This window comes from Pseudomonas sp. UW4, from assembly GCF_000316175.1.
Classification (GTDB): domain Bacteria; phylum Pseudomonadota; class Gammaproteobacteria; order Pseudomonadales; family Pseudomonadaceae; genus Aquipseudomonas; species Aquipseudomonas laurylsulfatiphila.
The window spans coordinates 1236277-1248566 of sequence record NC_019670.1 but is presented as its reverse complement, the minus strand read 5'-3'; the positions used below and the strand labels follow the sequence as shown (position 1 = coordinate 1248566).

Below are 12290 nucleotides of genomic sequence, written 5' to 3'. Positions count from 1 at the left end.
CACAGGGGAAAGCACCAGCCGGGACTACACCGACGCCAGCACCAGGTGCATGTAGCGCGTCAGGATGCCGAGCATTTCCTCTTCGGCGGCAGGCTCGTCTACGTTGAGCAGGCCCTGATATTCCATCCGGCCGATAATCGCCGTCAACACCTTGGCATCCTGATGCGGCTCGCGCGAGCCCAGCACCTGGAACAGCTGGCAAGAGCCCTGCAACAGGATTTGCTGATGCGAACGCACCAGTTCGGCCAGGCGCGGGTTGAGCAACGCTTCCTGGCGGAACGCCTGCTCGGCCATCAGGTGTTCGCGGCGATTGATCAGTTGCCGGTGAACGTAATCGGTCATCAGCCGTGCAATATCGTCCGCCAGTTTCGAGCGCGCCTGCGGGCTGCCATCGCCACTGGCGATCATGTCACGCAGCAGGCCCTCGTTGTTCACCCACAGCTTGCCCATGTACGCGGCACTGCGCTCCACGTATTGGGCGAAGGTATCGGTGAGCAGGTCATCGATATCCTTGAAATAGTAAGTGGTCGCCGACAACGGCACCTGCGCCTCGGCAGCCACCGCACGGTGCCGTACGGCGCGCACGCCATCGCGCACGACAATGCGCATCGCAGCGTCGAGAATGTCCTGTCGACGCTGCTCACTGCCCTGTCGGCTGGCCTTGCGACCCTGGTACTGAACACTTTCAGCGACCGCAGTGGCGATACCCGCTGCACCTTCTTGAGCCATTGCACGAATCACGACAGGTATTTCCTCTCAGATGAAACTAACAAGTTGATACGTTTGTACCAGACAGGCAATAAAAAAGCCGCCTGAAAAGGCGGCTTTTTAGTCGAAACACTTACGCTTGCGGCCGCATGTGCGGGAACAGGATCACGTCGCGGATCGACGGGGAGTTGGTCAGCAGCATCACCAGACGGTCGATACCGATGCCTTCACCCGCCGTTGGCGGCATGCCGTACTCCAGCGCACGCACGAAGTCAGCGTCGTAGTGCATGGCTTCGTCGTCGCCGGCGTCCTTGTCGGCCACCTGGGCCATGAAGCGCTCGGCCTGGTCTTCCGCGTCGTTCAACTCGGAGTAGGCGTTGGCGATTTCACGACCACCGATGAACAGCTCGAATCGGTCGGTGACGTTCGGGTTCTCGTCGTTACGACGTGCCAGTGGCGACACTTCGAACGGATACTGGGTAATGAAGTGCGGCTGTTCCAGCTTGTGCTCGACCAGCTCTTCGAAAATCATCACCTGCAGCTTGCCCAGGCCTTCGAAGCCCAGCACCTTGGCGCCGGCTTTCTTGGCAATGGCGCGAGCCTTGTCGATGTCGTTCAGGTCGTCAGCGGTCAGCTCGGGGTTGTACTTGAGGATCGAGTCGAATACCGACAGGCGCACGAACGGCTCGCCGAAGTGGAACACCTTGTCGCCGTACGGCACGTCGGTGCTGCCCAGAACCAGCTGCGCCAGTTCACGGAACAACTCTTCGGTCAGGTCCATGTTGTCTTCGTAGTCGGCGTAGGCCTGGTAGAACTCCAACATGGTGAATTCAGGGTTGTGACGAGTCGAAACGCCTTCGTTACGGAAGTTGCGGTTGATCTCGAACACTTTTTCAAACCCGCCGACAACAAGCCGCTTGAGGTACAACTCAGGCGCAATGCGCAAGAACATTTCCATGTCCAGCGCGTTGTGGTGGGTTTCGAACGGCTTGGCTGCCGCGCCGCCCGGAATGGTCTGCAGCATCGGCGTTTCCACTTCCAGGAAGTCACGCTTCATCAGGAAGCTGCGGATGTGGGCGATGACTTGCGAACGCACGCGGAACGTCTGGCGCACGTCTTCGTTGACGATCAGGTCAACGTAGCGCTGGCGGTAGCGCTGTTCGGTGTCGGTCAGGCCGTGGTGCTTGTCCGGCAGCGGGCGCAGGGATTTGGTCAGCAGGCGCACGTTGGTCATTTCAACGTACAGGTCACCCTTGCCGGAACGGGCCAGGGTGCCTTCGGCGGCAATGATGTCGCCCATGTCCCAGGTTTTCACCGCGGCCAGGGTTTCTTCGGACAGGGTCTTGCGATTGACGTAGACCTGGATACGACCGGTCATGTCCTGGATCACCATGAACGAGCCACGGTTGAGCATGATACGACCGGCAACCTTGACCGGGATCGCAGCCTCTGCCAGCTCTTCCTTGGTCTTGTCCGCATACTGTTTCTGCAGTTGTTCGCAGTAGTTTTCGCGGCGGAAGTCATTCGGGAAGGCATTGCCCTTGGCGCGCTCGGCAGCAAGCTTTTCCTTGCGCAGGGCGATCAGGGAGTTTTCTTCCTGTTGCAGGGCTTGCGGATCGAGTTCTAGGTCGCTCATGTCTTTAAATATTCCATCTGGTTCGTTTTCCCCGGCCTGCGGCCGGGGATCGCCGGCAAGCCGGCTCCTACAGGGGATCGCGGTGTGTCAGTAACTTACAGCCCGGACTTCAGGCTCGCTTCCAGGTATTCGTCGATGTCGCCATCGAGCACCTTGTCACAGTCGCTGCGTTCGATGTTGGTGCGCAGATCCTTGATCCGCGAGGCATCGAGCACGTACGAACGGATCTGATGACCCCAGCCGATATCGGACTTGGTGTCTTCCAGCGCCTGGGACGCCGCGTTGCGCTTCTGCATTTCCTGCTCGTACAACTTGGCCCGCAGCATTTTCATGGCGGTGTCCTTGTTGGCGTGCTGGGAACGTTCGTTCTGGCAGCTGACCACGGTGTTGGTCGGTACGTGGGTGATACGTACGGCCGAGTCGGTGGTGTTTACGTGCTGACCACCGGCACCCGAGGAACGATAGGTGTCGATCCGCAAGTCTGCCGGGTTGATTTCGATTTCCACCTTGTCATCGATCTCTGGCGAGACGAACACCGCGGAAAACGAGGTGTGACGACGGTTGCCGGAGTCGAACGGGCTCTTGCGCACCAGGCGGTGCACGCCGATCTCGGTCCGCAACCAGCCAAACGCGTATTCGCCCTTGATGTGCACGGTCGCGCCCTTGATCCCGGCGACTTCACCGGCGGACAGTTCCATGATGGTCGCGTCGAAACCGCGTTTGTCGGCCCAGCGCAGGTACATGCGCAGCAGAATGTTGGCCCAGTCCTGGGCTTCGGTGCCGCCGGAACCGGCCTGGATGTCCAGGTAGGCGTTGTTCGGGTCCATTTCGTGGCTGAACATGCGACGGAATTCCAGCTTGGCCAGACTTTCCTCGAGTCGGGCCAGCTCGGCGACGACATCGTCCACTGCGCCTTCGTCGTTTTCTTCGACGGCCATGTCCAGCAGGTCGCGGCAATCGGCCAGACCAGTGTTCAGTTCGTCCAGGGTATCGACGATTTGCGCCAGCGCAGCGCGCTCGCGGCCCAACTCCTGGGCGTATTCAGGTTTGTTCCAGACACTCGGATCTTCAAGCTCGCGATTGACTTCGGTCAGACGCTCATGCTTTTGATCGTAGTCAAAGATACCCCGAATGGTTTCGGAGCGCTCGGACAGGTCCTTGATGGTGTTCAGGATCGGGTTGATTTCCATGACGGGCAGCACTCGTTGGCGAACTTTTGAAAGCCGGCGAGTATACCGGGAAACAGCCGAAAACGGCAGTCCGCTTGGCCGAAATGCCAAGTCCCTGTAGGAGCGAGCTTGCTCGCGAGAAACGCTCAGGCACCGCGTTTATTCAGATAGCCATCGTCATCGTTAACGGCCATCGCGAGCAGGCTCGCTCCTACAAGGGGGAGGCTGTTCAGCCGATCCCCACCTGATTACGCCCACTATTCTTCGCCAAATACAGCCCCTTGTCCGCCGCCAGGATCAGGTCGCGGCAGTTGCTGCCCGCTTTCGGGGTGATGGTCGACAGGCCGATGCTGATGGTCAGGCTCGACCCTTCGGTTGGCGAGTTATGCGGGATCTTAAGGGCTGCCACGGTCTGGCGCAGCTTCTCGGCGACAAGCCGCGCGCCGCCCTGGGAGGTGTTGGGCAGCACCAGGGCAAACTCTTCGCCGCCGTAGCGGGCCGGCAGGTCCGAAGGCCGGGCACTGGCCTCCTTGATCGCCGTGGCGACCTTGCGCAGGGCTTCATCGCCTTCCAGGTGGCCGAAACTGTCGTTGTAGGTCTTGAAGTAGTCGACATCGATCATCAGCAACGACAACTGGCTCTGCTCACGCAGCGAGCGGCGCCACTCCAGTTCCATGTACTCGTCGAAGTGCCGACGGTTCGACAACCCGGTCAGGCCATCGGAGTTCATCAGGCGTTGCAGGACCAGGTTGGTGTCGAGCAGTTGCTGCTGGCTGACCCGCAACGCGCGGTAGGCCGCGTCCCGTTGCAGCAACGTCATGTAGGACCGCGAGTGATAGCGGATGCGCGCGACCAGTTCGATGTTGTCCGGCAGCTTGACCAGGTAATCGTTGGCCCCGGCGGCGAAGGCCGCGCTCTTGATCAGCGGGTCTTCCTTGGTCGACAGGACGATGATCGGAATGTCCTTGGTCGCCGGGTGATTGCGGTATTCGCGCACCAGGCTCAGGCCGTCAAGGCCGGGCATGACCAGATCCTGCAGGATCACCGTCGGCTTGATGCGCACCGCGTGGGCGATGGCCTGGTGCGGGTCGGCGCAGAAGTGGAAATCGATGTTCTCTTCGTTCGCCAGCCCCCGGCGCACGGCTTCGCCGATCATGGCCTGATCGTCCACCAGCAACACCATGGCGGCGTTTTCGTCGGTCTTGAAGTCGTCGAGCTGTAATTCATTCATGTGCGGTCACCTGAGTACTACTTGAGCCAGGAATGAGGAAAAAGGTGCTCATTTGGCGAAAATCTCCAGCAATCGTGGCGCTATCTTGTCCAGCGGGCGAATCTCCACGGCAGCGTCGATGGCTGCGGCCGCCTTCGGCATGCCATACACCGCACTGCTGCCCTGGTCTTGTGCGATGGTCAGGTAGCCCTGTTGGCGCATGAGTTTAAGCCCCTGGGCGCCATCACGCCCCATGCCGGTGAGTAATACCCCCACGGCGTCACCGTTCCAGTAACTGGCCACGCTCTCGAAGAACACATCGATGGAGGGCCGGTAGATTTCGTTGACCGGTTCGGCGGTGTAGGCCAGCGTGCCGTTTTTCAGCAAGCGAATATGGTGATTGGTGCCGGCCAGCAATACCGTGCCGCTTTGCGGCTTCTCGCCTTCCTCGGCCAGGCGCACGTTGAGGCCGCTGGCGCTGCCGAGCCATTCAGCCATGCCGGCGGCAAACACCTGGTCAACGTGCTGCACCAGCACGATGGCCGGAGAGAAATCACGCGGCAGGCCCTTGAGCAAGACTTCCAGCGCCGCCGGCCCACCGGCAGATGAGCCAATGGCGATCAGGCTCTGGCGTGAGCCCGAACTGCGCAACGGTGCCGGCGCCGGGCGCGGGCGGTTGCCCTTGTCGCCGATCAGCCAGCCAATGTTAATGATCTTGCGCAACAACGGCGCAGCCGCCTCCTGGGCATTGCCGGCGCCGACGGTCGGGGTGTCGACTACGTCCAGCGCACCGTGGCCCATGGCCTCGAACACCCGGTGCACGTTCTGCTGGCGATCCACGGTGACGATGACAATGGCGCACGGGGTCTCGGCCATGATCCGCCGCGTGGCCTCGACGCCATCCATCACTGGCATGATCAGGTCCATCAGGATCAGGTCCGGCGTGTCCTGCGCGCACAGGCGCACCGCTTCGGCGCCATTGCCGGCGACCCAGACCACCTCGTGTGTCGGCTCGAATGCCAGGGCGCGGCGCAGGGCCTCTACCGCCATGGGCATGTCGTTGACGATTGCAATCCTCATGCCCGCGCTCCTCCGATGAGCTCGACCACTGCATCGAGCAAGGCGTCGTCATGAAAACTGGCCTTGGCTAGATAATAGTCGGCCCCGGCATCCAGTCCACGGCGCCGGTCCTCCTCACGATCCTTGTAGGACACCACCATCACCGGCAGCGATTGCAGGCGATTGTCCCGACGCAGCAACGTAACCAGTTCGATGCCGTCCATGCGCGGCATATCAATGTCGGTGATCAACAGATCGAAATCCTCCGAACGCAACGCGTTCCAGCCGTCCATGCCGTCTACCGCAACCGCCACGTCGTATCCGCGATTGAGCAACAGCTTGCGCTGCAACTCTCGCACGGTCAGGGAATCGTCCACCACCAGAATTCGTTTGCGGGCCGCCTCGACCACCTGGTTGCTGTGGCGGGCGATGCGTTCCAGGCGCCCGGTGTTGAGCAGTTTTTCCACGGACCGCAGCATGTCTTCGACGTCGACGATCAGCACCACCGAGCCGTCGTCGAGCAGGGCCCCGGCGGAAATGTCCTGCACCTTGCCCAGACGCTCATCCAGCGGCAGCACCACCAATGTCCGTTCCCCGATAAACCGCTCCACGGCCACACCGTAGATCGCATCGCGCTCGCGAATCACCACGACTTTCAGGGTTTGCCCGCTGTTCTGGCTGGCCGGGCGATGCAGCAACTGGCTGGCCGCCACCAGCCCGACATGCCGGCCTTCGTGCCAGAAATGCTGGCGACCTTCGACCTGCACGATGTCCGCCGGCTCCAGATCACACATGCGCTCAATGTGCGCCAGCGGAAAGGCATAGGCCTCGTCGCCGACTTCCACCACCAGGCTGCGCACCACCGACAGGGTCAACGGCACTTCAAGATGGAAACGACTGCCCTCGCCCGCCGTCTGCTCCAGCACCACCGCACCGCGCAACTGCCGGACCATGTGCTGCACCGCATCCAGGCCGACGCCACGACCGGACACCTCGGTGACCCTGTCGCGCAGGCTGAAACCGGGCAGGAACAGGAACGTCAGCAACTCTTCTTCGCTCAACTGCGCGGCGGTTTCTGCGGGGGACAGATTTCGTTCAACGATACTGCGACGGACCTTTTCCAGATCCACGCCGTTACCGTCATCGCTCAATTCAAGCACCAGCAAACCAGCCTGATGCGAAGCGCGCAGGCGAATCAAACCTTCTGCCGGCTTGCCGGCCAGCAGGCGTTGTTCCGGGAGTTCGATGCCGTGGTCGACCGCGTTGCGCAGCAGGTGAGTCAGCGGCGCCTCGAGCTTTTCCAGCACGTCGCGATCGACCTGGGTCTTCTCGCCTTCAATTTCCAGTCGCACTTGTTTGCCCAGGTCGCGCCCCAGATCACGAACCATGCGCACCTGCCCGGTCAGCACATCGGCAAAGGGCCGCATGCGACAGGCCAGCGCCGTGTCGTACAACACCTGCGCCCGCTGGCTGGCATGCCAGGCGAACTCATCGAGTTCGGCGTTCTTCTCCATGAGCAATTGCTGGGATTGCGCGAGCAGGCGTCGCGCATCCTCAAGGGCTTCCTGGGCTTCCAGGCTCAAGGCGTGATCCTTGAGGTGAACGTTGAGATTCTCCAGCGCTCGCAGGCTGTTGCTCTGCATGCGCTTGAGTCGTTGCATGGTCGCCAGGTACGGTTTGAGGCGCTGGGTTTCCACCAGGGATTTGCTCGACAGATCGAGCAGGCTGTTCAGGCGCTCGGCGGTGACGCGCAACACACGTTCGCCATTTTCGGTGGTGCGTTTGGTCTTGCGCAGGGCGGGCGCCGCAGGCGGTTCGACGACAGGCGCCGGCGGCTCGATCTCGGGCGCGGGTGATTCGAGCATGAGCTCGGAGATAATCCGTTCGGCCATGACCGGTTCGGCAGGCGCAACCAGCGGCGCTGTCGAATCCAGCAAGCGTGCCATCAAGGATACGTAAGCCTCAATGTCCGCGGCCTGCGGATTGTTTTCCGGCGTGGCGATGCGCATCAGCAAATCGGTGCCTTGCAGCAACGCATCGATGTGTTCGGGACGCAGCAACAGGCGCCCTTCCTGGGCACTGACCAGGCAATCTTCCATGACGTGGGCGACGCTGACCCCGGCATCGACGCCCACGATCCGCGCCGCTCCCTTGAGCGAGTGCGCCGCACGCATGCACGATTCAAGCTGATCGGCCAGGGTCGGATCGCGCTCAAGCGCCAGCAGGCCGGCACTCAAGACCTGGGTCTGAGCTTCGGCCTCCAGGCTGAACAGCTCCAGCAAAGAGGCGTCGCGCATTTGCTCGGGGGTCATGTGAGGCTCCGGGTCACGGCGGACAACAGCTGTTCTTCATCCAGCCAACGCAGGCTGCGACCTTTGAATTGCAACACGCCACGGGTGTATCTGGCGCTGGCCTGGGCCCCCGAGCGCGATGCGCTATCGAGGATATGCTCGTCGATGGCGTGAATTCCGTCGACTTCGTCCACCGGCACCACCACCGGCCCGCCGTGGGCCGCGATGATCAGCATGCGCGGCATGACCCGCGCACCCGGTGCCACATTGCTGGTTCCGTCGAGCCCGAGCAGCTCCACCAGCGACAGGCAGGCGACCAGCGCGCCGCGCACATTCGCCACGCCGAGCAAGGCCCGGGAGCGCTGGTGCGGCAAAGAGTGAATCGCCTGCAACGGCGACACTTCCACCAGGCTGCGTGTGGCCAGGCCCAACCACTCTTCTCCCAGACGGAACATCAACAACGAGCGGGTTTTCACCTCGCTCTCGAGCGCGACGGTCACTGGCCCGCGCTCTTGCTGCTGCAAGGCATAACGATCGAGCAGACGCGTCGCGGCTGCCGAATACACCGCACAATTGCGGCAATGAATATGTTCGGCCAGCAACGGGCAGGACTTGTCGCCGTGGATACCGATGCGGTTCCAGCAATCGTCGATGGCCTGAGCATCCCGGGTGACGCTGAAGGTGTCGGAGGCGATCATCGTTTACGCTCACTGTCGGCGGCGCGTGCGCTGCGGGCGGCACGTTCCTGCAATCGTCTGGCCCCCGCCGCGTCACCCTGGGCCTGCAGCAAGGCGGCCAGATGCATCAACGCTTCGGGATGTTGCGGTTCGAGGTACAACGCCTTGCGATAAAAGCCCTGGGCTTCCAGGACGTTTCCCGCTACATCACTGAGCAGTCCCAGCCAATAGAACACCTGGGCTACCGGTTCATGACTGCGCAAATAGCTGTCACACGCAGCCTTTGCCTCGGCGCTTTTGCCTTCGTTGGCCAGCCCGGCGATGTTCGCCAGCAGCACGGCCGTATCGGCGCCAGAGGATTTCGGCACAGGCGCCAGTGGCACAACAGCGGCGAACGGACGACTGCGCACCGGCGCAGTTGGTCGATTGCGCAACGGTTGCGGCACAGGCAAGGGGGTTGGAACGAATGTCGGCAGGGGTTCAGGCTCCGAAGCCCCTTGTCGACTGAAGGCGAAGGACTGCGCGATACCGATCGAGCGCATCCCCAAACGCCCCAGCAGACTGCCTTCGGCCGGGCCGATAAACAGCACGCCGTCATCATGGGTCAGGCGCTTGAGCACTTCAAAGACTTGCTTCTGGGTCGGCTGGTCGAAATAGATCAGCAGGTTGCGACAAAACACGAAATCGAATGGCGGTTCACCAGCCAGCAAGGCCGGGTCCAGCAGATTACCGACCTGCAAGCGCACCTGTTCCTGCACACGCGGGTCCAGGCGATAGCCGTCGCCTTCGGCAATGAAATGGCGGTCGCGGAACGCAATGTCGTCGCCCCGAAAGGAATTCTTGCCGTACAAGGCTCGCCTGGCTTTATCCACCGACAACGGGCTGACGTCCATGCCGTCGACCTTGAACTGGTGCGGCTTGAGCCCGGCATCGAGCAACGCCATGGCGATTGAGTACGGTTCTTCACCGGTGGAACACGGCAGGCTGAGAATCCGCAGTGCGCGCAGGTTGTTGATTTCAGCCAGACGCTTGCTCGCCAGTTTCGCCAGGGTGGCGAAGGACTCCGGATACCGGAAGAACCAGGTTTCCGGAACGATCACCGCTTCGATCAATGCCTGTTGCTCGTCCCGTGAGCCCTGCAAGGTGAGCCAATACTCATCGGCCGAGACTGCTTGCGCAGCCACGCTGCGCTGGCGCACCGCCCGCTCGATGATGGCCGGCCCCACCGAGGTCACGTCGAGTCCGATTCGCTCCTTGAGGAAGTCGAAAAAACGCTGATCGCTGCTCATGGCCGCACCTCCAACAGCGCCGGATCCATTGGCGGCGAAGGAAACAACAAGGCGCGTACCTGATCGTTCAGCAGATCACTGACCCGAACCCATTGCAGCAAGCCTTGCTCGTCTTTGCGCACCGGCCCCAGGTAAGGCGTCTGGCGATTGTCCAGGCCGTAGGGCTGAAAATCCGCCGGATCGCAGCGCAAGGTGTCGGTCGCCTGTTCCAGAATCAGCCCGAGCAGCTGTGTCTCGCCGGTTTCATCCGGGCAGTAGTTGACCAGCACCAGCCGGGTGCTGGTACGGGCCTGTGCCGGCGCGCCAAACGTCAGCGCACTCAGGTCGATCACCGGCACCACGGCGCCCCGGTAGGCGAACACCCCGGCGACCCAGGCGGGGGCATGGGCAATGGGCTTCAAGGGCAGGCGCGGCAGCACTTCAGCCACTTCGACAGCCTTCAAGGCATAGCGCTCGCTGCCGATGCGAAACACCAGAAACAATGCATGCAGCGCCTGCTTCACGGCAGAGCGCTTGGCCGTGATTTCGCTCATCAGACTTTGAATCGCGAAACGCCGCTGCGCAGCCCGACGGCCACCTGGCTCAGTTCATCGATGGCGAAACTGGCCTGGCGCAGAGACTCGACCGTCTGGCTGCTGGCATCACCCAACTGCACCAGCGCATGGTTGATCTGCTCGGCACCGGTAGCCTGGGCCTGCATCCCTTCGTTGACCATCAGCACCCGTGGCGCCAGCGCCTGGACCTGATGGATGATCTGCGACAATTGCTCGCCGACCTGCTGCACCTCGGACATGCCGCGCCGCACTTCTTCGGAGAACTTGTCCATGCCCATGACCCCGGCCGATACCGCTGACTGGATCTCGCGCACCATTTGCTCGATGTCGTAGGTGGCCACCGCCGTCTGGTCCGCCAGGCGCCGTACTTCGGTGGCGACCACGGCAAAACCGCGCCCGTACTCACCGGCCTTCTCGGCCTCGATGGCGGCGTTGAGCGACAGCAGGTTGGTCTGGTCGGCCACCTTGACGATGGTCACCACCACCTGATTGATGTTGCCGGCCTTCTCGTTGAGGATCGCCAGCTTGGCATTGACCAGATCGGCCGCGCCCATCACCGAGTGCATGGTTTCCTCCATGCGCGCCAGGCCCTGTTGCCCGGAGCCGGCGGCCACGGAAGCCTGATCGGCGGCGGTGGAAACCTCGGTCATGGTGCGCACCAGATCCCGGGAGGTGGCGGCGATTTCACGGGAGGTCGCGCCGATTTCCGTGGTGGTGGCGGCGGTTTCCGTGGCAGTTGCCTGTTGCTGCTTGGAGGTGGCGGCGATCTCGGTGACCGACGTGGTCACCTGCACCGACGAGCGCTGTGCCTGGGACACCAGCGAAGTCAGCTCGGTCATCATGTCGTTGAAACCAGTCTCTACCGCGCCGAATTCGTCCTTGCGCTCCAGGTTCAGGCGGCCACTGAGGTCACCGGTGCGCATGACTTCGAGAATATTCACGATACGGTTCATCGGCGCCATGATTGCGCGCATCAACAACAGACCGCAGAGACCGGCGGCCAGAACCGCTACCAGCAGGGAAATGCCCATGATGGTTTTTGCGGTGAGCACCGCATCATCGATGGCCGCAACATCCTGGTCTGCCACCGCTTTGTTATGACGCAGAATCTCACTGAGCTTCGTTCGACCAGCCGTCCAGACCGGGGTCAGTTCTTCTTTGAACATTTTGATGGCTTCGGCGTCCTGGTTGCGTTTATGCAACTCGGCAACGGCAAGCAGGATCCGGTGGTAATCCCTTTGGATGGCTTCAAACGCGCCGTACTCGACCTTGTCTTCTTCCGTCGTGATCGTATGACGATAAAACTCCATCTGCTCTTGCAGACGCTCGGAGAAATCCTTGAACTCCGATGCATCCTTGTCGGTGAAGCCCTGTCCCTGCTCCAGTCCCAGCATCCTCATCATCCGCAAATAACTGTCGGACCAGGCGCCGCGGATCATCGAGCTGTAATACAACCCCGGCAGAGCATCCTCGCGAACGCTGGCTTCGCTGGTTTCGATTTTCAACAGCCGCGAATACGAGACGACCACCATCAACAACATGATGGCGATAATTACCGCAAAGCTCGCCAAAATGCGTTGGCGTAACGTCCAGTTCTTCACAGTCAATCCTCGGGCCTGATTCGAAATGCGGGGAGTATAGCCGAGGGCGGTGTTTCACTTATAAGACAGATGCAACCCACTTCTCATCCCGTTGAA

At 61.6% G+C, this 12290-nt stretch carries 9 protein-coding genes and 1 pseudogene; all 10 read right to left on the bottom strand.

Annotation, left to right across the window (positions count from 1 at the left end; genetic code table 11):
- Positions 1 to 24: 24 nt before the first annotated feature.
- On the bottom strand, positions 25 to 741 hold the full coding sequence (locus tag PPUTUW4_RS05370) for a TetR family transcriptional regulator (RefSeq protein WP_041474790.1): 717 nt from the start codon (positions 739 to 741) through the stop codon (positions 25 to 27).
- A 100-nt stretch (positions 742 to 841) separates the two neighbouring features.
- Positions 842 to 2344 (bottom strand): lysine--tRNA ligase, encoded by a 1503-nt coding sequence (gene lysS, locus PPUTUW4_RS05365; protein WP_015093726.1) that lies wholly within the window; start codon positions 2342 to 2344, stop codon positions 842 to 844.
- 95 nt (positions 2345 to 2439) lie between these two features.
- Entirely contained in the window at positions 2440 to 3534 is a 1095-nt protein-coding gene (gene prfB / locus PPUTUW4_RS28595; protein WP_015093725.1) for a peptide chain release factor 2, read from the bottom strand.
- A 162-nt stretch (positions 3535 to 3696) separates the two neighbouring features.
- Positions 3697 to 4744, bottom strand: a pseudogene (locus PPUTUW4_RS05355) (PleD family two-component system response regulator).
- A gap of 48 nt (positions 4745 to 4792) precedes the next feature.
- Complete coding sequence (locus PPUTUW4_RS05350) at positions 4793 to 5803, bottom strand: chemotaxis response regulator protein-glutamate methylesterase (RefSeq protein WP_015093723.1); 1011 nt, start codon at positions 5801 to 5803, stop codon at positions 4793 to 4795.
- Complete coding sequence (locus PPUTUW4_RS05345; protein ID WP_015093722.1) at positions 5800 to 8094, bottom strand: hybrid sensor histidine kinase/response regulator; 2295 nt, start codon at positions 8092 to 8094, stop codon at positions 5800 to 5802. Before PPUTUW4_RS05345 ends, PPUTUW4_RS05350 begins: the two co-directional genes overlap by 4 nt.
- Positions 8091 to 8771, bottom strand: a complete 681-nt coding sequence (locus PPUTUW4_RS05340) for a chemotaxis protein CheW (protein ID WP_015093721.1) — start codon at positions 8769 to 8771, stop codon at positions 8091 to 8093. The genes PPUTUW4_RS05345 and PPUTUW4_RS05340 overlap by 4 nt, the downstream gene beginning before the upstream one ends.
- On the bottom strand, positions 8768 to 10039 hold the full coding sequence (locus PPUTUW4_RS05335) for a protein-glutamate O-methyltransferase CheR (RefSeq protein ID WP_015093720.1): 1272 nt from the start codon (positions 10037 to 10039) through the stop codon (positions 8768 to 8770). The genes PPUTUW4_RS05340 and PPUTUW4_RS05335 overlap by 4 nt, the downstream gene beginning before the upstream one ends.
- Entirely contained in the window at positions 10036 to 10572 is a 537-nt protein-coding gene (locus PPUTUW4_RS05330; RefSeq protein ID WP_015093719.1) for a chemotaxis protein CheW, read from the bottom strand. Before PPUTUW4_RS05330 ends, PPUTUW4_RS05335 begins: the two co-directional genes overlap by 4 nt.
- Positions 10572 to 12194: a methyl-accepting chemotaxis protein gene (locus PPUTUW4_RS05325; RefSeq protein WP_015093718.1), complete on the bottom strand. Its 1623-nt coding sequence runs from the start codon at positions 12192 to 12194 to the stop codon at positions 10572 to 10574. The genes PPUTUW4_RS05330 and PPUTUW4_RS05325 overlap by 1 nt, the downstream gene beginning before the upstream one ends.
- Between the last annotated feature and the right edge of the window lie 96 nt (positions 12195 to 12290).